At 64.9% G+C, this 22,281-nt stretch carries 19 protein-coding genes; 9 read left to right on the forward strand and 10 right to left on the reverse strand.

Going from position 1 to position 22,281, the window contains the following annotated elements; translation table 11 throughout:
* The 4 genes from DDF70_RS06900 to DDF70_RS06915 form a co-directional block, all read left to right on the forward strand.
* On the forward strand, positions 1 to 1,077 hold a 1,077-nt coding region (locus DDF70_RS06900), incomplete at its 5' end, for a DNA translocase FtsK (RefSeq protein ID WP_281024344.1).
* A 208-nt stretch (positions 1,078 to 1,285) separates the two neighbouring features.
* Complete coding sequence (locus tag DDF70_RS06905; protein WP_245435397.1) at positions 1,286 to 2,209, forward strand: outer-membrane lipoprotein carrier protein LolA; 924 nt, start codon at positions 1,286 to 1,288, stop codon at positions 2,207 to 2,209.
* A 149-nt stretch (positions 2,210 to 2,358) separates the two neighbouring features.
* Positions 2,359 to 3,174 (forward strand): exodeoxyribonuclease III, encoded by an 816-nt coding sequence (gene xth / locus DDF70_RS06910; protein ID WP_114944141.1) that lies wholly within the window; start codon positions 2,359 to 2,361, stop codon positions 3,172 to 3,174.
* A gap of 87 nt (positions 3,175 to 3,261) precedes the next feature.
* Positions 3,262 to 4,971, forward strand: coding sequence for a methyl-accepting chemotaxis protein (locus tag DDF70_RS06915; protein ID WP_114944142.1), 1,710 nt, complete (start codon positions 3,262 to 3,264; stop codon positions 4,969 to 4,971).
* Between the two features lie 12 nt (positions 4,972 to 4,983).
* On the opposite strand, the gene DDF70_RS06920 is transcribed toward DDF70_RS06915, so the two are convergent.
* Both DDF70_RS06920 and DDF70_RS06925 read right to left on the reverse strand, forming a co-directional pair.
* A complete protein-coding gene (locus DDF70_RS06920; protein ID WP_114944143.1) occupies positions 4,984 to 5,478 on the reverse strand; it encodes a cyclic nucleotide-binding domain-containing protein in 495 nt (164 codons plus the stop codon).
* 3 nt (positions 5,479 to 5,481) lie between these two features.
* Positions 5,482 to 6,168 (reverse strand): response regulator transcription factor, encoded by a 687-nt coding sequence (locus DDF70_RS06925; RefSeq protein ID WP_114944144.1) that lies wholly within the window; start codon positions 6,166 to 6,168, stop codon positions 5,482 to 5,484.
* A 235-nt stretch (positions 6,169 to 6,403) separates the two neighbouring features.
* Here DDF70_RS06925 and DDF70_RS06930 point away from each other — a divergent pair, with 235 nt between their 5' ends.
* Complete coding sequence (locus DDF70_RS06930; RefSeq protein ID WP_114944145.1) at positions 6,404 to 6,937, forward strand: L,D-transpeptidase family protein; 534 nt, start codon at positions 6,404 to 6,406, stop codon at positions 6,935 to 6,937.
* Positions 6,938 to 7,129: 192 nt separating this feature from the next.
* Here DDF70_RS06930 and DDF70_RS06935 read toward each other — a convergent pair whose 3' ends face one another.
* Positions 7,130 to 8,644, reverse strand: a complete 1,515-nt coding sequence (locus tag DDF70_RS06935; protein ID WP_114944146.1) for an ABC-F family ATP-binding cassette domain-containing protein — start codon at positions 8,642 to 8,644, stop codon at positions 7,130 to 7,132.
* Between the two features lie 315 nt (positions 8,645 to 8,959).
* Positions 8,960 to 9,850, reverse strand: a complete 891-nt coding sequence (locus tag DDF70_RS06940; protein ID WP_114944147.1) for a LysR family transcriptional regulator — start codon at positions 9,848 to 9,850, stop codon at positions 8,960 to 8,962.
* A gap of 117 nt (positions 9,851 to 9,967) precedes the next feature.
* On the opposite strand from DDF70_RS06940, the gene DDF70_RS06945 reads away from it, so the two are divergent.
* Positions 9,968 to 10,963 carry an aldo/keto reductase gene (locus DDF70_RS06945; protein WP_114944148.1) on the forward strand — a complete coding sequence of 332 codons (996 nt, stop codon included), beginning with the start codon at positions 9,968 to 9,970 and terminating at the stop codon, positions 10,961 to 10,963.
* A 207-nt stretch (positions 10,964 to 11,170) separates the two neighbouring features.
* Here DDF70_RS06945 and DDF70_RS06950 read toward each other — a convergent pair whose 3' ends face one another.
* Positions 11,171 to 11,857: a YggS family pyridoxal phosphate-dependent enzyme gene (locus tag DDF70_RS06950; RefSeq protein ID WP_114944149.1), complete on the reverse strand. Its 687-nt coding sequence runs from the start codon at positions 11,855 to 11,857 to the stop codon at positions 11,171 to 11,173.
* Positions 11,858 to 11,982: 125 nt separating this feature from the next.
* Here DDF70_RS06950 and leuS point away from each other — a divergent pair, with 125 nt between their 5' ends.
* The 3 genes from leuS to holA are packed head-to-tail and all read left to right on the forward strand — an operon-like array spanning position 11,983 to position 16,151.
* The gene (gene leuS, locus DDF70_RS06955) at positions 11,983 to 14,604 is read left to right on the forward strand and encodes a leucine--tRNA ligase (RefSeq protein ID WP_114944150.1); all 2,622 of its coding nucleotides are present in this window, start codon (positions 11,983 to 11,985) and stop codon (positions 14,602 to 14,604) included.
* Positions 14,591 to 15,127 (forward strand): LPS assembly lipoprotein LptE, encoded by a 537-nt coding sequence (gene lptE / locus DDF70_RS06960; protein WP_114944151.1) that lies wholly within the window; start codon positions 14,591 to 14,593, stop codon positions 15,125 to 15,127. Before leuS ends, lptE begins: the two co-directional genes overlap by 14 nt.
* A 4-nt stretch (positions 15,128 to 15,131) precedes the next feature.
* Positions 15,132 to 16,151: a DNA polymerase III subunit delta gene (gene holA, locus DDF70_RS06965; RefSeq protein WP_114944152.1), complete on the forward strand. Its 1,020-nt coding sequence runs from the start codon at positions 15,132 to 15,134 to the stop codon at positions 16,149 to 16,151.
* Between the two features lie 258 nt (positions 16,152 to 16,409).
* Here the strand turns inward: holA and DDF70_RS06970 are convergent, their stop codons facing one another.
* From DDF70_RS06970 to mnmE, 5 genes are all read right to left on the reverse strand, one after another.
* Entirely contained in the window at positions 16,410 to 17,291 is an 882-nt protein-coding gene (locus DDF70_RS06970) for a ParB/RepB/Spo0J family partition protein (protein ID WP_114944153.1), read from the reverse strand.
* A gap of 18 nt (positions 17,292 to 17,309) precedes the next feature.
* Positions 17,310 to 18,149: a ParA family protein gene (locus tag DDF70_RS06975; protein WP_114944154.1), complete on the reverse strand. Its 840-nt coding sequence runs from the start codon at positions 18,147 to 18,149 to the stop codon at positions 17,310 to 17,312.
* Entirely contained in the window at positions 18,146 to 18,760 is a 615-nt protein-coding gene (gene rsmG / locus DDF70_RS06980) for a 16S rRNA (guanine(527)-N(7))-methyltransferase RsmG (protein WP_114944155.1), read from the reverse strand. Before rsmG ends, DDF70_RS06975 begins: the two co-directional genes overlap by 4 nt.
* Before the next feature lie 11 nt (positions 18,761 to 18,771).
* Positions 18,772 to 20,655, reverse strand: a complete 1,884-nt coding sequence (gene mnmG / locus DDF70_RS06985) for a tRNA uridine-5-carboxymethylaminomethyl(34) synthesis enzyme MnmG (protein WP_114944156.1) — start codon at positions 20,653 to 20,655, stop codon at positions 18,772 to 18,774.
* Positions 20,656 to 20,970: 315 nt separating this feature from the next.
* Positions 20,971 to 22,281, reverse strand: coding sequence for a tRNA uridine-5-carboxymethylaminomethyl(34) synthesis GTPase MnmE (gene mnmE, locus DDF70_RS06990; protein ID WP_245435398.1), 1,311 nt, complete (start codon positions 22,279 to 22,281; stop codon positions 20,971 to 20,973).

The raw sequence follows: 22,281 nt of genomic DNA on the forward strand, positions 1-22,281 counted from the left end.
CTGCTCGTCGCCGGCACCACCGGCTCGGGCAAGTCGGTGGCGATCAACACCATGATCCTGTCGCTGGTCTACCGGCTCTCGCCGGCCGAGTGCCGGCTGATCATGGTCGACCCCAAGATGCTCGAGCTCTCGGTCTACGACGGCATCCCGCACCTGCTCACCCCGGTGGTGACCGACCCGAAGAAGGCGGTCGTGGCGCTCAAATGGGCGGTGCGCGAGATGGAGGACCGCTACCGCAAGATGTCGAAGCTCGGGGTGCGCAACATCGACGGCTTCAACGCCCGCGTGGTCGAGGCGAAAGCCCGCGGCGAGACCATCACCCGCACGGTGCAGACCGGCTTCGACCGCGAGACCGGCGAGGCGGTCTACGAGGACGAGGTGATGGATCTCGACGCCTTGCCCTACATCGTGGTGATCGTCGACGAGATGGCCGACCTGATGATGGTGGCCGGCAAGGAGATCGAGGGCGCGATCCAGCGCCTGGCCCAGATGGCGCGGGCGGCGGGCATCCACGTGATCCTGGCGACGCAGCGCCCGAGCGTGGACGTGATCACCGGCACGATCAAGGCGAACTTCCCGACAAGGATCTCGTTCCAGGTGACGTCGAAGATCGACAGCCGCACGATCCTCGGCGAGATGGGCGCCGAGCAGCTCTTGGGACAAGGCGACATGCTGTACATGGCCGGCGGCGGGCGGATCACGCGCGTGCACGGGCCGTTCTGCTCCGACGAGGAGGTGGAGAAGGTGGTGGCGCATCTCAAGCGCCAGGGCCGGCCGCAGTACCTGGAGGCGGTCACGGCCGAGGAGGACGAGGGCGGCGCGGCGGCCGGCGACGCGCCGGTGTTCGACCAGGGCGAGTTCGGGGCGCCGGGCGGCGACCTGTACGACCAGGCGGTGGCGGTGGTCTTGCGCGACAAGAAGGCCTCGACGAGCTACATCCAGCGCCGGCTCCAGATCGGCTACAACCGCGCCGCCTCGCTGATGGAGCGCATGGAAAACGAGGGCATCGTCGGGCCCGCAAACCACGCCGGTAAACGCGAAATTCTGCTTGAAACCCCAGGGATGGGAGAGGATTAGGGCTTCCGAGCATCGGACCCGAAAGCAGATTTGTACTTTCGGGGCCGATGCGAATCCTTTGAAATATGCATTGTTCAGAACCGAAAACCGGCGCCCCTTTTCGGCACAATGCACTAATCGGAACCTTGGCCGCTGGTCTGCGTCATTCTTTCGGGCCATGTACAATGGCCAAGCATCGGTCATGATGCTTCGAAGGAGATTGATCCGGATGCGTCCCATCCCTCTCGTCAGCCTGGCGACCGCCCTCTGCGCGGGGGCCCTGCCGGCCGTGGCACAGACGCTTCCGATCGACATGATCCTGGCTCCGACCCGCCCGGCGGCGGCCCAGGCCTTCGGTCCTTCTCTCCCTCACCTGCCGACCGCCTCGTTCCACCACGCACGTCCGGCGGTCGCCGAGATCCCGCCGTCCCGGCCCGTGATCCCGAGGCCGGCCAATGCGGAGCAGGTTCTGGCCGCAACCGCGCCCCTGCCGCCGAGCCGCCCGGCCGTGACGGAGGTCGAACGCCCGTCGGAAGCAGAGCCCGTCGCCATCGCGCCAAGACCCGTCGTGACCGCGGCGGTGGAGCCCGTGGCCCTCGGCCAGCCCCTGCCGAACAGCACGGTGGTGGAGCGGGCGAACGCCTATTTCACGAACCTGACCACGCTGGTGGCCGATTTCACGCAGATCGGCGGTGACGGACGGCGGCAGGGCGGCACCCTCTACCTCCAACGCCCCGGCAAGGTGCGGTTCGAATACGATCCACCCGCGACCCTGGAGGTGATCGCCGACGGGCGTTCGCTTGCCGTGCGCGATCGCAAGCTCGCTACCCAGGATCTCTATTCGATCTCCCAGACCCCATTGAAGTTCCTCCTACGCGAGCAGGTCAATCTCGGCCGGGACATCCGGATCACCGGCATCACCAACGACGGCGATTCGGTGCGCATCGGCCTGGAGGATTCATCGACCCTGGGCGGCACCTCGCGTATCACCCTCACTTTCGACCCCCAGGTGGAACACCTGAGCCAGTGGCGCATCGTCGACGCGCAAGGGTTCCAGACGGTGGTAGTGCTGGGCAAGACCGAGCGCGGCCGAAGGATCGACCAGGACCTGTTCAAGATCCAGTACGACATCCTCGTGGGTGGGAATAAGTAGGTCTCTCTGGTCGATGTCATGGCCGGCCTTGTGCCGATGATGACATGAGAGAACCAATCCCGGCTTTTTGGTGCGGGGATGCCGAGCTCGCCCTTCCCTCCGGCTGAAATCTGTCGTAGCCCGAGGAGGTCTTCCGAGGGGCTTTCTCCGTGCAACTGACCGTCTCGACCTGGAACATCAATTCCGTTCGCCTGCGCCTCGATCAGGTGGGCCGCTTCCTGAAGGAGCGCCGCCCGGACATCCTGTGCCTGCAGGAGACCAAGTGCCCGAACGACAAGCTGCCGCTCAAGGACCTGCAGGCCTTCGGCTATCCCTTCGTGGTCCATATGGGCCAGAAGGGCTATAACGGCGTCGCCATCCTGTCCCGCTATCCGTTCTCCGAGACGAGCGTGATGGAGATGTGCGGCCGTCAGGACGCCCGCCACATCACCGTGACCCTGAGCCGCGAGGCCAAGGCGGCGGCGGGCCTCACGATCCATAACTTCTACGTCCCGGCGGGCGGCGATATTCCCGATCCGGACCTCAACGAGAAATTCCGGCACAAGCTCGATTTCATGGCCGAGATGCGCTCCTGGGGCGGCCGCGCGAAGCCCACTTCGGGTCCGGCGATCCTGGTCGGCGATCTCAACGTGGCGCCCCTGGAGCACGACGTGTGGAGCCACAAGCAGCTTCTGGACGTGGTGAGCCACACCCCGGTCGAAACGGACGCGCTGGAGGAGTTGCGCCAGGAGGCGGAGTGGATCGACGCCATGCGGGTCCTGCGCCCCGAGCCCGAAAAGATCTATTCCTGGTGGAGCTACCGTTCGCCCGATTGGGCCGCCGCCGACAAGGGCCGCCGGCTCGATCACATCTGGCTGTCGAAGGGCATGCAGGACAGCCTGCGCTCCATCGACGTCACCCGCGAGACCCGCGGCTGGGAGCGTCCCTCGGATCACGCCCCCGTGACGGCGGTGCTGGAGCTGTGAAAGTATAGTTCCGTCCTTATGCCTTTGAGATCTTATTAACCGCTTTTTGCGAAAGGTTCTGCACGACATTCCCTAAGGTAAATAGCCGTGCAGTTCTTCGCCAATCGGAAGCTTTCCCACCTCACGACGGCCGCCATGGTGGCGTTCGTCGTCCTGACCGCCGCCGCTCTCTTCGCGGTCGTGTCCCTTCAGACCCGCTCGGACGTCCAGACCAAGGCGCTGGCCCAGCTGCAATCCAACGTGCGGACCTTCGTGGGCATCCTGCGCGGCTCCATCGACAGCCTTAACGTGAAGAAGGACGGCACGGGCGCCGTCACCGGGATCACGGTGAACGACGACGCGGTGTTCTACAGCGACGAACTCGCCGACCGGATCGCCGAGGCGACGCAGGCCCCCGCCACGCTGTTCGTGAAGGATTCCAATGGAAACTTCATTCGCCGCGCCACCAACATGCGCAATCCCGACGGCTCCCGCGCGGTCGGCACGGCCATGGATCGCAACGGCGTGATCTTCCCCGTCGTGTCGGCGGGAGGCACCTATGTGGGCAAGGCCACGATCCTCGGAGCCGACTATCTTCTGGTGAACCTGCCTGTCTTCGGCCAGTCCGGACAGGTTCTGGGCGTCCTCGGCAGCGGGTATCAGGTCACCGCGCTCGAAGCCTCGGCAAACCGCCTCATGTGGCAGATGGGGATGGTCTCCCTCGCGGCCGTCCTCATGCTGACGCTGGCGGCGATCCTGTCGGCCCGGATGCTGTTCCGGCCGATTCCGAAACTGGCTCAGACCATGAAGAGCCTGGCCCATGGGGAGACGGCCCTGACGGTCCCGTACGTGGCCTGGAAGAACGAGATCGGCGAGATGGCCCGGGCGGTGGAGATCTTCCGCGGGAACACGGTGGATCGTCAGCGGCTGGCCGCCGAGCAGGCCACCGAGAGCGACGCGAAGATGCAGCGCGCCCTGAAGCTCGACGAGCTGACCCGCCATTTCGAGGCCAATGTCTCGGCCCTAACGCAAGGGCTGGCCGCTGCGGCCTCGGAAATGGAGGCGACCGCCCAGACCATGACGGTCACGGCCGACCGGACCAACCGGCAATCCGTCAGCGTGGCGGCAGCCGCCGAGCAGACCTCGAGCAGCGTGCAGACCGTCGCGGCGGCGACCGAGGAGATGTCGATCTCGATCCGGGAGATCGCCCGGCAGGTCAACCAGTCGTCCCAGATCTCGTTCGAGGCGGTCGAGAACGCCAAGCGGACGAACGGCATCGTGCAGGCCCTGTCGAGCAGCGCCGAGCGCATCGGCGACGTGATCACGCTGATCAACAACCTTGCCGCCCAGACCAACCTGCTGGCGCTCAACGCCACCATCGAGGCGGCCCGCGCGGGAGAAGCCGGCAAGGGTTTCGCCGTGGTGGCCTCCGAGGTGAAAAACCTCGCGACCCAGACCGCCAAGGCGACCGAGGAGATCGGCTCGCAGATCGCCCAGATTCAGGGAGCCACCCAGGAAGCCGTGGGCGCGATCCATGGCATCCAGACCATCATCGACCAAATCTCGGCCATCTCGACCGGGATCGCGGCCGCCATGGAGGAGCAGGGCGCCACGACGGGCGAGATCTCGCGCAGTGTTCAGGAGGCCGCCCGCGGCACGGGCCAGGTGACGGAGAGCATCGACAGCGTGAAGCACGGTGCGGGCGAAACGGGCACTGCGGCCACGCAGGTTCTCGGCGCGGCCCAGGAACTCGCCCGCTACGCGGAAAACCTCAGCCGCGAGGTCGACGTCTTCCTGTCGGACGTGAAGGCGGCTTAAGGGGGATCCCCCTTAAGCCTCGTCCGGCGCCTTCGCGGGAATTTCCTCGCCGTCGATGGCGATGAGCTGCTGGCGGACCCGCTCCAGGCCTTCCGTGAGGCGGGCCAGCTCGTCCGCCATGGCGTCCTGGATGGCCGCGGCGGCGTCGGGGAACTCCTCCAGCACCCGGCGCATGAGGCTCGGCGTCACGCGGATGATGGCCGAGGGTTCGCGGGCGGTGGCGGTCGCGCGACGCTCGATGCGGGCGAACAGGGCCGTCTGCCCGATAAGGGCGCCGGGACCGGCCACGAAGGCCTCGGGCGAACCGTTCTCGCTGGCGTCGAGCGCGATGGCGCCGCGGCTCACCACGTAGCCGCCATCCGAGCGGTCACCCTTGCGGAACAGCACGTCGCCCTCGCGATAGGTCCGGCTTTCGGACGCGAAGGCGACGAGGCGCAGGGCATCCCGCTCCAGCAGGTTGAACAGCGGAGCCTGGCTCAAGACCGCGATATCGTCGTCGAGCGCCATGATCTAAGGGATCAGCTTGTAGCCGCCGGGCTCGGTGACCAGGATGCTCGCGTTGGACGGATCGGCCTCGATCTTCTGGCGCAGACGGTAGATATGCGTTTCGAGGGTGTGGGTGGTCACATTGGAATTGTAGCCCCAGACCTCGGTGAGCAGCGTATCGCGCCCGACCACCGCCTGACCGGCGCGGTAGAGATAGCGCAGGATCGCCGTTTCCTTTTCCGTCAGCTTGAGCTTGGAGCCCTTGTCGGTGGTGAGCAGCTTGGAGCCCGGTCGGAAGATGTAGGGGCCGATCTGGAACACCGCGTCCTCGCTCGCCTCGTATTGGCGCAGCTGGGCCCGGATGCGGGCGAGCAGCACGGCGAACTTGAACGGCTTGACCACGTAATCGTTGGCACCGGCCTCGAGGCCCATCACCGTATCGGTGTCCGATCCTTGCGCCGTGAGCATGATGATCGGGCTGCGGAAGCCGTTCTGGCGCATGACCTTGACCGCCTCCCGCCCATCCATGTCGGGCAGGCCCACATCCATGATGGCGAGATCGATCCGGTCCCCCTTCACCGCCTCAATGGCGCCGGTGGCCGTGTCGGCGGTCGCAACCTGAAACTCGTCATAAAATCCGAGCTGTTCGGCTAGGGTGTCGCGCAGGTCCTGATCGTCATCGACGACGAGGAGGCGGCTGGCATTCGACATCTCAAACCCTTCAACACGAGGAACCGCGACATGGCAGAAGCGGCCTTCCAATAGCGAAAAATCCTCAAGCCTCAAGCCGGTTCGTTCGCTCTCTTGTCGCCGCGCACGATCCGGTTCGACCATCGCCGCCCGGGTTTCGCCGGCGCAAGCCTTGAGCTTCGGATCATGCTCGACGCATAAGAGTAGTCATTCCCAGCTTGACAACAAGAGGGACCTCCCGTCCCTTCCACTGCCGATGAAACGTTCTCGCGTCAATGTCATCCGCGTCTTTCGCTCCCCGCTCGACCACCGGCGCGGGCGCCTCGAGGCCGGCAACCTCGTTGTTCCCTGCGCCCTGGGGCGTTCCGGCACGAGCCATGCCAAGCGCGAGGGCGACGGCGCCTCGCCGGTCGGGCGCTTCCGGATCCTGCAGGCCTTCTACCGGCCCGACCACGGCCCACGCCCCCGGACCGGCCTCGGCTTAAGGCCGATCCGCCCGAGCGACGGCTGGTCGGACGACGTGAGGGACCGCCGCTACAACCGGCTCGTGCCCCTGCCCTGCCCGACCAGCCATGAGACGATGTGGCGGGACGATCATCTTTACGACGTGGTGCTAGACATCGCCTGGAACCGCGGGCCGATCGTCAAGGGCCGCGGCAGCGCCATCTTCCTCCACCTCGCCCGCCCGGGCTTCCTGCCCACGGAAGGCTGCGTCGCCGTCGACAAACGCATGATCCGCCGCCTGCTGGAGCGGATCGGGCCCAAGACGCGGATCGAGATCCTGGGGTAATGCCAGTCGTCATGGCCGGCCCGGTGCTGGTGATGACATGGAGTGTATTCATCGCGGCGCTTCCCGACGTGAAGGCGCTTCCCTTAGCCCTCGTCCTTCGAGACGGTCACTGACGTGACCTCCTCAGGATGAGGTCTGAGGTGAGCCAGCAAGGCTTCATTTCCGCAACTCATGAAGCGCGTCAGCCACCCCTCACCCAACCACACTCTCATAAAACTCCTCCGGCCCATCGATCTCGCGCAGCCTGCCTCTTTCGATGAGCAGAAACCGCGTGCCGATGGTTTTGACGAAGCTGCGGTCGTGGGACACGACGATGCAGGTAGCCTGCGCGTCGAGGATTTCGGATTCCAGCTGCTCGCGGCCTGAAATGTCCACGTGGTTGGTGGGCTCGTCCATGAGATAGACGTTCGGCTCAGACAGGCGCAGGGCGAGCAGGCCGAGCCGTGCCTTCTGGCCCGGCGACAGTTTCGCGATGGATAAATCTTGCCTCTCGATGGAAAAGCCCGCTTCGGCCAGCACCGCGCGGCTGCGCTGATCGCCTAGGCGGAAGCGCGACAGGATGAAGTCGTGCGCGGTGCTCCTTTCCGGCAACTGCGCCATGTCCTGGTCCACATAGCCGAGGGCGAGGCTCGGATTGACGCGAATACCGGGCAGCCCGTCCGGACGGTTCATCGCTCCGTGCAGCAGGCGCACGAATTGCGATTTACCCGCGCCGTTGCGGCCGAGCACGACGATGCGCTCACCCTGCGCCACATCGAGTTTCGGAATCGTGAAAAGATTTCGCCCATCCGGCGCCTGCACGGTGACGGTCTCCAGCGCCACGAGAACCCGCGCATGGGTGCCGCGATTGGCAAGCCTGATCTCGCCCGGCCGCTCCTTGTGCACGGAACGCGCGGTCTGCTCCAAGGCGTCCGCGCGGCGCTTGATCTGCGCGGATTTGATCTGCGCCGCATCGCTGCCGCTGTTGATGCCCACATTGCGCAACACCGAGGCGCTTTGGCGAAGGCGCTTGACCTCGCGCAGGGTCTTGTCGCGCTGCGTCTGCGCCGCCGCATCATGCCCGTTGAGCAAGGCGCGGGCGCCACGATAGGAATGCGAGAAGACAACGGATTCCTCGGGCCGCAGGAAAAGGGTTTTCGTCGTACAGGCATCGAGGAAGTCGCGGTCGTGGCTCGCGACCACGATGGGCGCGGTATAGCTCGCCGCATTGATCCAGGCTTCCAGCTTGAAGAGCTTTTCGAGGTCGAGATGGTTCGTGGGCTCGTCGAGCAGAAGCAGATCCGGTTGGGTGATCCACGCCCGCGCGATGAGCGCGAGGCGCTGCCAGCCGCCGCTGAGCGCGCGCATCGGCAATGTGCGCAGGTCGGCGGGCGCTTTGAACTCGTCGAGCACCATGTCGACGCGCCATTCCTGACCCTCGCGCTCGTTCGCCGGCAAGGCCCGATGCAGCATGTCATGCAGGGACAGGTCGAGCAGGTTCGCGGGTACGTCCTGCTCCACGAGCGCGATGCGCAATCCTCGCGAGCGGACGATGTCGCCATGCGTCGGTTCGACAAGACCGGCGAGACATTTGAGAAGCGTCGATTTTCCGGCGCCGTTGGCGGCCACGAGACCGAGGCGGTCGCCCTCGCCGATGACGAGGTTCAAGTTCTGAAAAAGGGGTGTATGGGCAATGACGGTGACATTGCGAAGGCTCAAAGCGGCCATGGAGACATCTCATTGGTGCGGCGCGTTCGGGCAGAAGCCATCGGAAGCGCGAAAAATCTTGAACGTGTCAGGCGCCTGAATCCTTGCGGAGCCAAAAGCGCGATGAGCCGTTCAGAGCTGACCAGAATGAGATGGAGACAGAGAGAAGGCTGTCAGATCCGTTCGACGGTCGGCCCTGCAACAAGCTGCTGCAGGGCGTGCCAGGGGCCGAACTTGCGTTGATGCATTGCTTCAAACATGCAGCCCTCCCTGGTTCGAATGCCGATCGAAAATTTAAGCTTAACCGGGATGCGCCAGAGATGCAATCTCGAGACGTTATCGCCTCTTGATGAAGTCCACGAAGGCGCGCAGGGGAGCCGGCATGTGGCGGCGGCTCGGGTAGTAGAGAAAGGGCCCGGAGAACGGCTGCAGCCAATCCTCCAGCACCGGCTCGAGGACGCCGCTCTTCAGCTCCTGCTCCACGAAGCCCTCGAAGGTGGCGATCAGGCCGAGCCCCTGGATCGCCGCCGTGACCTCCAGGTCGATGCTGTTGGCGATCACCCGCGCGGTGGGCGTGATCTTGATGACCTCGCCGTCTCGCTCGAATTCCCAAGGGTGCATCACGCCGCTGGCGAAGCGATGGCGGATGCAGGCGTGGTTCAGAAGCTCCTTCGGATGCGTCGGTCGGCCATGGGCGGCGAAATACGCCGGCGACCCGGCCACGACGAAGCGCTGCACGCGCGGGCCGATGGACACGGCGATCATGTCCTTTTCCAGCCGCTCGTCGTAGCGGATTCCCGCATCGAACCCGGCCGCCAGGACGTCGACGAAGCTGTCATCGCTGATCACCTCCAGAACGATCCCGGGATGTTCAGCGAGAAAGGGGCCGATGATCGGCGGCAGCACAAGGCGGGCCACCGCCGTGGGCACGTTGAGCCGCAGCGTTCCGGTCGGTGAGTCGCGAAAGCCGTTGACGGCATCGAGCGCCGCCGCGACCTCGCTCAGGGCCGGGCCGAGGCGCTGGAGCAGCCGCTGCCCGGCTTCCGTCGGGGTGACGCTGCGGGTCGTGCGGTTGAGCAGCCGCACCCCGAGGCGGGTCTCCAGACGTCTCAGGGCTTCGCTCAAGGTGGAGGCCGAGACACCGCGCAGCCGCGCCACGCTGCGGAAGCTTCGCGCCCGCGCCACCGCCGCGAAGGCTTCGAGATCCGCCAGGTCCACATCGCTCATTGTTCGAAAATCCAAACAGCCTGTCCCGGTTATGCCGGATTATCGCACGAACCGGAAGCGGGCATGATCCGTTCATGCCAGCGGACGCCGTTGGCCGACATTTCAGGAGATCGAAGGATGCAACACCGCCGCTTGGGACAATCCGGTCCCTCCGTTTCCGCCCTCGGCCTCGGCTGCATGGGCATGTCCGGCATGTACGGACCGGCCGACCGGGCAGAGAGCATCGCTACCATCCATGCGGCGCTCGAGGCCGGCATCACCCTGCTCGATACGGGCGATTTCTACGGCATGGGCCATAACGAGATGCTGATCGGCGAGGCGCTCCGGGGCCGCGACCGCGATCAGGCGCTCATCAGCGTGAAGTTCGGTGCCATGCGCGATCCGACCGGCGCCTGGCTCGGCTACGATGCGCGTCCGCAGGCCGTCAAAAGCTTCCTCGCCTATACCCTGCAGCGCCTGCGGGTCGATTACATCGATATCTACCGCCCGGCCCGGCTCGATCCCAACGTGCCGATCGAGGACACCATCGGGGCGATCGCCGACATGGTGAAGGCTGGCTTCGTGCGCCATATCGGCCTCTCCGAGGTTGGACCCGAGACCATCCGCCGGGCAGCCAGCGTACACCCGATCTGCGACCTGCAGATCGAATATTCCCTGATCTCGCGCGGTATCGAGGACGGCATCCTGCCCGTCTGCCGCGAACTCGGCATCGGCATCACCGCCTATGGAGTGCTCTCGCGCGGCCTGATCAGCGGTCATTGGAGCAAGGGCGAGGCCAGCCCTGGCGATTTCCGCGCCCACAGCCCGCGTTTCCAGGAAGGCAATGTCGAGAAAAACCTGGCCCTGGTCGAGGCCCTCAAGCGAGTGGCGGACCGGAAGGGCGTCAGCGTGGCGCAGATCGCCATCGCCTGGGTGGCCGCGCAGGGTGACGACATCGTCCCGCTCATCGGTGCGCGCCGCCGCGACCGGCTCAGCGAGGCCCTTGGGGCGCTGGACGTGAGACTGACGGAGGAGGATCTCGCGGCCATCGAGCAAGCCGTGCCCCGAGGCTCTGCTGCGGGCGACCGCTACGCCGCTCCCCAGATGGCCATGCTCGACAGCGAGCGCGGGTAAACAGCCCGCCACGTCATCACCGGCCTCGTGCCGGTGATCTCGATGGATCGAGGTGAGGCGCTTCACAGCACCGGGATGGCCGGGACAAGCCCGGCCATGACGTGGTGGGTGTCATCCCCGGCGGCCGGAAGACGGGAAAGGGATCCACTCTCTAGCGCAACCCTATTCATGCTCTTTTCTCAGGCGCGCTCCGGCCGGAGGCTCGCCTCAGCCAACCTTCGTCCTTGGTCTTGTCCCGAAGATCGCGCTGCCCACCCGCACATGGGTGGCGCCGAGCTGGATCGCGGCGTCGAAATCGGCGCTCATGCCCATGGAGAGCCACTTTAAGCCGTGGCGCTTGGCGATGGTGTTGAGCAGGGCGAAATGGGGGGACGGCGGGTCCTCCGCCGGCGGGATGCACATGAGGCCCTCGATCTCCAGGCCATACCGGCTGCGGCAGGCTTCGAGAAACGCATCCACCTCGGTCGGGATCACGCCACCCTTCTGCGGCTCCTCGCCGGTGTTCACCTGCACCAGCAGGCGGGGTTTTTTGCCCTGCTTGGCGATCTCCTTGGCCAGCGCCTCGGCGAGAGACGGGCGGTCGAGGGCATGGATCACGTCGAAGAGCTCCACCGCCTCCTTGGCCTTGTTCGACTGCAGCGGGCCGATCATGTGGAGCTCCACGTCGGGATAGCGCTCGCGCAGGGCCGGCCACTTGGCTTTGGCCTCCTGCACGTAGTTCTCGCCGAAGACCCGCTGGCCCGCAGCAAGCACGGGCTCGATCGCCTCCGCCGGGAAGGTCTTCGAGACCGCCACGAGGGTGATCGAGGACGGGTCGCGGCCATAATCGGAGGCTGCGCGCCGGATGCTCTCCCGGACCTGTCTCAGACCTTCGACTGCGTCGTTCTCGCTCATGGGACCCTCTCAAGATCGTCTCGCATGCGCGAAACCGTTGACCGCGCGGGAGAGCTGTGTCCTAGTCCGCCGCAACCCGGCGGCGCAAGCCGCTTCGCTGATCAATGACGGATGTGACGAGAAAAATGAGGCCCGAGCGCTACAACGCCAAGGAAGCCGAGCTGAAATGGCGGAAGGTCTGGAACGACCGCGACCTGTTCAAGACGAACAACGACGATCCACGCCCGAAATACTACGTGCTCGAGATGTTTCCCTATCCGTCGGGGCGCATCCATATGGGCCACGTGCGCAACTACACCATGGGCGACGTGGTGGCGCGCTACAAGCGGGCCAAGGGCTTCAACGTGCTCCATCCGATGGGCTGGGATGCCTTTGGCATGCCGGCCGAGAACGCCGCCATGCAGAACAAGGTCCACCCCAAGGAATGGACCTATGCCAACATCGCCACCATGCGCGCCCAGCTGCAGAGCATGGGCCTGTCGCTGGACTGGAGCCGCGAGATCGCGACCTGCGACCCGAGCTATTACAAGCACCAGCAGCGCATGTTCCTGGACTTCCTGGAAAAGGGCCTCGTCGATCGCAAGACCGCGAAGGTGAACTGGGATCCTGTCGACCACACGGTGCTGGCCAATGAGCAGGTGATCGACGGGCGCGGCTGGCGTTCGGGCGCCCTGGTCGAGCAGCGCGAGCTGACCCAGTGGTTTTTAAAGATCACCGATTTCGCCCAGGACTTGGACGACAGGCTGGACACGCTGGACCGCTGGCCCGAGAAGGTGCGCCTGATGCAGCGCAACTGGATCGGCCGCTCCGAGGGCCTGCTGGTCCGCTTCGCCTTGAAGCCGGAGACGGTGCCGAACGGCGAGACCGAGCTGCAGATCTACACGACGCGTCCCGACACCCTGTTCGGCGCGAAGTTCATGGCGGTCGCGCCTGATCATCCGCTGGCGAAGGCCGCTGCCGAGAAGAATCCGGAGCTTGCAGCCTTCATTGAAGAAACCAAGCGCATGGGCACCGCCCAGGAGACCATCGACAAGGCCGAGAAGCTCGGCTTCGACACGGGGATCCGCGCCGAGCATCCCTTCGATCCGGACTGGACGCTGCCGGTCTACGTGGCGAACTTCATCCTGATGGAATACGGCACGGGCGCCATCTTCGGCTGCCCGGCGCACGACCAGCGCGACCTGGATTTCGTCAACAAGTACGGCCTGGGCAACACCCCGGTCGTCTGCCCGCCGGACGTGGACCCGGCCTCCTTCGTCGTCACCGACATCGCCTATGACGGCGAGGGGCGGATGATCAATTCCCGCTTCCTCGACGGCATGACCATCGCGGAGGCCAAGGAAGAGGTCGCCCGCCGCCTGGAATCGCAGATTCGGGGCAATCACCCGGTGGCCGAGCGCAAGGTGAATTTCCGCCTGCGCGACTGGGGCATCTCGCGCCAGCGCTACTGGGGCTGCCCGATCCCGGTCATCCATTGCGATGCCTGCGGTGTGGTGCCGGTTCCGAAAGATCAACTTCCGGTTGAACTGCCGGAGGACGTGTCCTTTGATGTGCCGGGCAACCCGCTCGACCGCCACCCGACCTGGAAGCACGTGGATTGCCCGCAATGCGGGGGTAAGGCCCGGCGCGAGACGGACACGATGGACACGTTCGTCGATTCGTCCTGGTACTTCGCACGCTTTACCGATCCGACCCTGACCGACAGGCCCACCGACCGGGCGACGGTCGATGCCTGGCTGCCGGTCGACCAGTATATCGGTGGCATCGAGCACGCGATCCTGCACCTGCTCTATTCGCGCTTCTTCACCCGCGCGATGAAGGAGACGGGGCATGCCGGCCTGGACGAGCCCTTCGCGGGCCTGTTCACGCAGGGCATGGTGGTCCATGAGACCTACAAGGACCAGAATGGCGGCTGGGTGCTGCCCGCCGACGTGCGCTTCGAGACGCAGGGTAATACGCGCAAGGCCTTCCATGTGGAGACCGGCGCTCCGATCGAGATCGGCTCCATCGAGAAGATGTCGAAGTCGAAGAAGAACACAGTCGATCCGGACGAGATCATCGCATCCTACGGGGCCGATACTGCCCGTTGGTTCATGCTCTCCGACTCGCCGCCGGAGCGCGACGTGATCTGGACCGAGGAAGGCGTGCAGGGCGCCGGCCGCTTCGTCCAGCGCGTGTGGCGCCTGATCGGTGACATCGCCGAGCGCATCGGCAGCGCCGATGGCGTTTCCGGCGATGGCCCGATTGCGCTCGCCGTCCGCAAGGCCGCGCACAAGGCCTTGGCGGCCGTCGAGGACGACGTCGAGCGCCTGCGCTTCAACCGCTGCGTGGCCCATCTCTACGAGCTGGCCAACTCCCTGCAGGACCTGTCGAATCAGGCCAAGACCAGCGACGAGCCGGGCCTGAGCGCGGCTTTCGCCGAGGCCGGGCGCATCTTCGTGCAGCTGCTGGCTCCGATGATGCCGCATCTCGCCGAGGAATGCTGGGAATCCCTGAACCAGACGGGCCTCGTGTCCGACGCCGACTGGCCGGTTCTTGACCGGTCGCTGCTGGTGGAGGACACGGTCACTCTGCCGGTTCAGGTCAACGGCAAGAAGCGGGCCGACGTGACGGTTGCCCGCGATGCCGATCAGGCTACAGTCGAGGCGGCTGTGCTCTCGCTCGAGGCCGTGCAGAAGGCCATGGAAGGGAAGCCCGCCCGCAAGATCATCGTGGTTCCCCAAAGGATCGTGAATGTCGTCGCTTAAGTTCAAAGGCCTTGCCCACATGGTTGTCGTGGCAGGCCTGTCTCTTGGCCTGTCCGCCTGCTTCCGTCCGCTTTACGGCCCGACGGCCTCGGGCGAGTCGCTCCAGACGGTGCTCGCCTCCATCGACGTGCCGATGGTGGATTGGCCGCCGTCGCTCGCGAATGCCGGCCATTACCTGCGCAGCGAAATGATCTATGCCCTCAACGGCTCGGGATCGGATACGCCCAAGCGCTACATGCTCGCCCTCAAATTGAGCGAAAACCGGTCGAGCCCTGTCGTCGACAGCCAGACCGGCACAGCCAGCTCCGTCATCGTCGCCGGCACCCTGACCTATACCCTCACGAGCCTGGACGGAAAAACCGTGGTCTCGCAGGGCACGGCGACCTCGTCCACGAGCTTCGACCGCTTCACTCAGCGCTTCGCCAACATCCGGGCGGGACGCGACGCGGAAATCAGGCTCGCCAAGGATCTGGCGCAGCAGGTGAAGACCCGGTTGTCGGCGGCGCTCGCAACCACAAGCTGAGCCGATGGTTGCCGTCAAAGCAGGTGACGTGGATGGAGCGCTGCGGCGCCCCGATCCGCGGATCGGCGTGTTCCTGTTCTACGGGCCCGACACGGGCCTAATCAACGAGCGTGCCCGCATGGTCGCCGAGCGCTCGGTGGACGATCCCTCCGACCCCTTCCAGCTCATCCGGATCGACGGCGACGACATCGCCTCAGACCCTGCCCGCCTTGCCGACGAGGCCGGGACCATGGGCCTGTTCGGCGGCAAACGCGCCATCTGGGTGAAATCGACTTCGCGCAACATCGCGCCGGCGGTTGATGCAGTCCTGAAAGGCGAGCTTCAGGACGCGGTGATCGTCATCGAGGGAGGCGACCTGCAGAAATCCTCGCCGCTGCGGACGCTCTGCGAGCGTTCGCAGAAGGCGCTTGCCCTGCCCTGCTATGCCGACACGGGCCGCGACCTCGGCACGGTCGTCGACGAGACCCTGAAGGCCGGCGGCTTTTCCATCCAGCGCGAGGCGCGCACGGCTCTGATCGCGAGCCTCGGCGGCGACCGGCTGGCCACACGCGGAGAACTCTCCAAGCTCATGCTTTATGCCCACGGCCAGCGCGAGATCAGCCTGGAGGATGTGGACGCGATCATGAGCGACGTGTCGAGCCTGGCCATGGACGCGGTGGTCGATGCCGCGTTCGGCGGCGAGGGAACGGGTCTGGAAACCGGCTCCCGACGTCTTGCCGCCGAGGGTGTCAACGCGGCCGTGCTGCTCGGCGCCGCGCTTCGCCATGCCCTGATGCTGCTGACGGCACGTCTTTCCGTTGAGGAAGGCCGGCCGATCCCGGCCGTCATGGAAACCATGCGCAGCCTGCATTTTCGGCGCAAACCCCTGGTGGAACGCCACCTTCAACGCTGGACGAGCGACAGTCTCAGGAACGCGATCGCGCTTCTTCAGGCCAGTCTTCTGCAAACCCGCCGCCTCTCCGACCTGGACGATACGATTGCGGCGAAGACCTTGCTGGATATTGCGCGGGCGGCACGGCGCTAAGCTGTCCTCTATCCAAGAGCACCCCTCTTGTCATGGCTTGGCTCGTCCCGACCATTCCAACGCGGTGAAGCTTGACGTTTACTTAATGACGTGACGGATGTCATTCCGGGGCCGCGCAGCGGAATCCGGAACCCATAATCGCTGACCGAACAGGAAGAGGCGTAACGCTGCTCAGTCTGACTTGCGCTGCTGTGTTTATGGGTCCCGGGTTCGGCTCTGAAGAGCCGCCCCGGAATGACACGAGCACGCCTGAAAATTTTACGGATTCAACCGCCGGCACAGGCCGTCGAGCTGCTCAAGGGTCTTGTACTTTATGCGCAATTCGCCGCCCTTGGCCTTGTGGTCGATGCTGACGGTGAGGCCGAGCACATCCTGCAGGGCTCTCTCGAGGGCGCGGGTGTCCGGGTCCTTTTCGGCTTTGGCCGCCTTTTCCGCCTTGGCCTCCGCCTTTTCGGGCGTCGCGTTGTCGTTTTGCGCGATCTCCTCGACCTGACGTACGCTCAGGCCCTCGTCGAGAACGCGCTTGGCCACCTGGACCGGGTCCTTCACGGAGAGCAGCGCACGGCCGTGTCCCGCCGTCAGCTTGCGCTCCATCAGGAGCTTGCGTACGCCGGGCGGCAGATCGGCCAGGCGCAGCATGTTGGCGATGTGGCTGCGGCTCTTGCCGATAATCTTCGAGAGGTTCTCCTGCGTGTAGGAAAACTCGACCATCAGGCGCGAATAGCCTTCCGATTCCTCGATCGGGTTGAGATCGGCGCGTTGGACATTCTCGAGGATCGCGTATTCGAGGGAGGTCTTATCGTCGATGGTGACGATGACCACCGGCACCTTGTGCAGGCCCGCCTTCTGCGCCGCGCGCCAGCGACGCTCGCCGGCGACAATCTCGTAATTCTCCGCATTCCCCACGGACCGCACCACGATGGGCTGGATAATGCCGCGGTCTTTGATCGACTGGGTCAGCTCCTGCAGATCTTCGTCATCGAAAACCTTGCGCGGGTTGCGCGGATTCGGGCGCAGGAATTCTACCGGCACGTGGCGCGGGACGAAGCCCTTGCGCTCGAGGTTCCCCATCTCGTCGCCGACCTCCCCGATCAGGGCGGCCAATCCACGACCCAAGCGCGACTTACCTTCTTCTGCCATTGTCTCTCTCAAATATTTTTATGCCGCGCGCAGAGCGCGTTCACGCTGAATGACTTCGGACGCCAAACGGAGATAGGCCTGCGAGCCCGCGCATTTCAGATCGTAGAGCAGGACCGGCTTGCCATGCGACGGCGCTTCGGACACGCGAACGTTACGCGGGATCATGGTCTCGTAGACCTTGCTGCCCATGAACTCACGCACATCGGCCACGACTTGGCCCGAGAGGTTATTGCGCGGGTCAAACATGGTCAGCACCACGCCGTGGATCGACAGGTCCGGGTTGAGGGCCGAGCGGACCTGCTCGACCGTCTTGAGCAACTGGCTGAGACCTTCCAAGGCAAAAAATTCGCATTGGAGCGGGACCAGAACGGCGTCAGCAGCCACCAAGGCATTGATGGTCAAAAGATTGAGCGATGGCGGGCAATCGATCAAAATATAGGTAAAAGGTTCACTTACCTCGAAGCCTGAAAGTCCCTGAATCGCGGAGCGAAGCCGGTGCGACCGGTTCCGCTCGTTTGCGATCTCCAACTCAACTCCGAGCAGGTCGAGAGTCGACGGCGCGACCGACAGGCCGGGCACCACTGTTTCGGTGATCGCCTCGGACAGCGACGCTTCTCCGGCGAGGACGTGATAGGTCGAGACCTGACGGCTCTTGCGATCAATTCCCAGCCCGGTCGAGGCATTGCCCTGCGGGTCGAGGTCGACGATCAGCACCTTCTCGCCGATGGCGGCCAGCGCCGTGCCAAGGTTGATCGCTGTCGTGGTCTTGCCGACGCCTCCCTTTTGGTTGGCAAGCACGAGAACGCGCGGCGTCACGCCACGCGCGCCTGCTTCGGATCCGTTGCGGTCGGTCATCATGAATGGCTCTCGATGGAGGTTATGCGAAGAATCCTGGCTTCGGAATCGGTCAGGCTCGGCAGGATCTCTGCCGCGAATGTCCACTTTTTCCGCGCCTCGGTCAATTCCGTCTCGACGTCCCGCCCTTTGGGAAACAGGCCCATTGTCCCCGCTTTCAACAAGGGGGCGGTCCAATCCAGCAACATGGCGAGCGATGCCAAGGCGCGAGCGGAGACCACATCAGCCTTGCCGATAAAACTCGGCACGACGGTCTCGAGCCGCGCTTCGTGCACTGTTGCCGACACGCCGGTCAGCCGGGCGATGTGACGGAGGAAGGCACATTTACGTGAATTGCTCTCGACGAGATGGACATTGAGCCGCCTCTCCGCCCCCGCGATGGCGAGCACCAGACCGGGGAAGCCGGCACCTGAGCCGAGATCCAGCCAAGTCCTGGCATCCGGGACAAGGTCGAGAAGCTGGAGCGAGTCGACGATGTGGCGGTCCCAGATCTGGGTCAGGGTTGCCGGACCGACGAGGTTCTTGATCGCCTGCCAGCGGCGAAGCTCGCGTTCGAGCAATTCCAGCTTCTCGAATGTTTCACGTGAAACATTCAGGTCTGATGCGGTTACCATGGCGGAAGAACTCACGACAGAGACTCGATCAAACGACCACCACGTCCCGAACCTTTGCGGGCATGCGCGGCCAGGAGCGTCAGGGCGGCGGGCGTGATGCCCTCGATCCTAGCAGCCTGACCCAGGGTCTTCGGACGAATGAGATCGAGCTTGGCCTTGATCTCGTTCGACAAGCCCGGAAGCCCCTGAAAGTCGATACTCTCCTCCAGCACGACACCTTCGTCGCGGCGATAGGCGGCAATGTCGGCCTGCTGACGGTCGAGATAAACTGCATAAGTCGCGTCCGTCTCCAGACGCTCCCGCACTGAAATGGACACTCCGGAAAGCTCCGGCCAGACATGCGCGAGGTCGCTCCAGCCGATACTCGGATAGGACAGGAGCTGGTAGGCCGAGCGGCGAACGCCGTCCTGGTTCAGCTCGAGACCATGGCGAGACGCCTCCCGAGGCGTCAGGGTGAGGCTCTCCAGACGCTGCCGGGTCTGCCGGATTTCGGTCTGCGACTGCTGGAAATGCTTCTCGCGCGATGAACCGACGCAGCCCAGTTCCAAGCCTTTGCCGGTCAGCCGCTCGTCGACATTGTCGATGCGCAGGCTTAACCGGTACTCGGACCGGGAGGTGAACATCCGATAGGGCTCGCTCACGCCTCGCGTGATCAGGTCGTCGATGAGCACGCCGATATAGGACTCAGCCCGATCGAACGCCACACCGTCCTGGCCAGAAGCTCGACGGGCCGCATTGAGGCCGGCCACCAATCCCTGCGCGGCTGCTTCCTCATAGCCTGTGGTGCCGTTGATCTGTCCGGCCAGGAAGAGACCCTGAACCGCCTTCGTCTCGAGCGCGGCGGTCAGGTTGCGCGGGTCGACATAATCGTACTCGATGGCATAGGCAGGCTGGAGCATGCGGACCTTCTCCAGGCCCGGGATATGCTGCAGGAAGGCGAGCTGCACATCCTCCGGCAGAGAGGTTGAAATGCCGTTCGGATAGACCGTGATATCGTCAAGGCCCTCGGGTTCGAGGAAGATCTGGTGTCCGTCCCGGTCGCCGAACCGCACCACTTTGTCCTCGATGGAGGGGCAATAGCGGGGTCCCCGGCCCTGGATCTCGCCGGAATACATGGCAGAGCGATGCAGGTTATCCCGGATCAGCGCGTGGACCTTCTCCGTGGTCCGGGTGATGCCGCACTCGATCTGGGGGTTCTCGATCCGATCGGTCAGCAGGGAAAACGGCACCGGCTCTTCATCGGCCGCTTGCTTGTCGACCCCCGCCCAGTCGATAGTGCGGCCATCCAGACGGGGCGGAGTGCCGGTCTTCAGCCGCCCGAGGGTAAAGCCAAGACGCTCGAAGGTCTTCGGCAAGCCCAGGGACGGGCGCTCTCCCATGCGGCCTGCCGGAATCTTCTTCTCACCGATATGGATCAGGCCCGACAGGAAGGTGCCGGTGGTGATGATCACGGATCCAGCCGCAAGGGTCCGTCCGTCCGCCAGGAGGAGGCCGGCGATACGGCCATGCTGGACCACGAGATCGTCGGCCTCTCCTTCGACGATGGTCAGGTTCGGCGTCTGCAGCAGCTCGGCCTGCATGGCTCGGGCATAAAGCTTGCGGTCAGCCTGAGTGCGAGGGCCTCTTACGGCGGGGCCCTTGCGGCGGTTGAGCAGGCGAAACTGAATGCCGGCCCGGTCGGCGACACGCCCCATGACTCCGTCGAGGGCATCGATCTCCCGCACGAGATGGCCCTTCCCCAGGCCACCGATGGCCGGGTTGCAGGACATGGCGCCGATTGTGGTCAGCTTGTGCGTCACGAGGGCCGTGCGTGCGCCCATACGAGCGGCTGCAGCGGCCGCCTCCGACCCCGCATGTCCGCCGCCCACGACGATCACATCGAACACCTGACTCATAAAATTCTCCATCCCGGAGCATCGGACCCGGACTTGCAGACCCGGGATCGGTCCGACGCTCCCTCTCGCACCGAACCCGTAACGCGGCACGAAAGTGTGAAAGTACCTGTTCTGCACGATGCGCTTGGGTCTATTTGCCCGCCCGATAGAGGTCAAAAGGGCAAAATGTTTCACGTGAAACATTCTGGGCCCGACCTTCGTCGTGCACATCCCATGCACAGGATATGCCAGCACGATTCAGCATTGTTCCACCGATTCGTGAACAGCTGAAATCCGTCTCTCACCGATTCGATTCAGAGTTACCGAGCGTGTCTGTTACTTGCCGATGCAAAAGCTGGAGAACAGCCGGTCGAGCACGTCCTCCACATCGACACGGCCGGTAATCTCCCCAATGGCCCGGGCGGCCAAGCGGGCCTCCTCGGCAGCCAATTCGACAGGACCGTGATTGACGAGCATGACACGGGAGCGCTCAAGGGCCGCATGGGCCCGCTCGAGAGCCTTGCGGTGACGCTCACGGGTGACGATGGCATCGCCCTGCCCCATCAGCGCGGCGGCTTCTTCCTCCAAGCGGGCGATCAGTTCCGGCAATCCTTCCCCGGTCGCAGCCGCGATCCTCAGGTCGCAACCCTGCTCCTCCCGGGCCAGGTCCGACTTCGTCGCCACCCGCAGCAGACGCCGGGCCGGGGGCGGAGTGCTCTCCTCGCCTTCCGGCGGCACGAGCCAGAGCACCAGGTCGGCGTTCTCCGCCCGGGCGCGGGCCCGAGAGACACCCTCCTGCTCGATCACGTCGGCGCTCTCCCGCAAGCCTGCGGTATCGACGATGATCACCGGCAGTCCCCCGAGATCGCAATGAACCTCGATCACGTCGCGGGTGGTGCCGGCAATCGGCGATACGATCGCCACGTCCCGCCGGGCGAGCGCATTCAGCAGGGTCGACTTTCCCGCGTTCGGCGGCCCCGCCAGGACGACCGTGAGACCTTCGCGCAGGCGCTCGCCGCTCCGGTTCGCCATGGCCTGTCCGATCTCGCGGTGCACCCGGTCGATCATCTGCAGGATCTCCGCTTCGAGATCCTCCGGCACATCGCCCTCATCGGAGAAATCGAGGCTCGCTTCGAGAAGAGCCAGAACCTGCAGAACGCTCTCGCGCCAGCCCTCGGCGGCATTCCCCAGTCGCCCGCCGAACTGGCGCATGGCCTGTCGACGCTGCGCCTCCGTCTCGGCATCGATGATGTCGGCGAGACCCTCGACCTGGGCGAGGTCCATCCGTCCATTGAGGAAAGCCCGGCGGGTGAACTCGCCTGCTTCCGCCGCGCGGCAGTTTTCCAGGGAGCCGAGGGCGCGCAACACGGCCGCCCTGGTCGCCAGGCCACCGTGGATCTGAAGCTCGGCCTGGTCCTCACCGGTGAAGCTCCCCGGCCCGGGCATCCAGAGGATCAGCGCCTGATCGAGCTGCTCACCGCTCGCGGGATCCCTCAGGGTGCGTACGACCGCCCGACGGGGTTCCGGCAGCCTGCCGGCCATTCGCTCCAGAATGGTGCGACTTTCCGGCCCGCTGATCCGGATCAGGCACACGGCGGCGCGGCCGTGACCAGAAGCGATGGCGAAGATCGTGTCGTCGGAACGCAT

The sequence above is a fragment of the Microvirga calopogonii genome (assembly GCF_003347665.1).
In the GTDB taxonomy this organism is placed as follows: Bacteria; Pseudomonadota; Alphaproteobacteria; order Rhizobiales; family Beijerinckiaceae; genus Microvirga; species Microvirga calopogonii.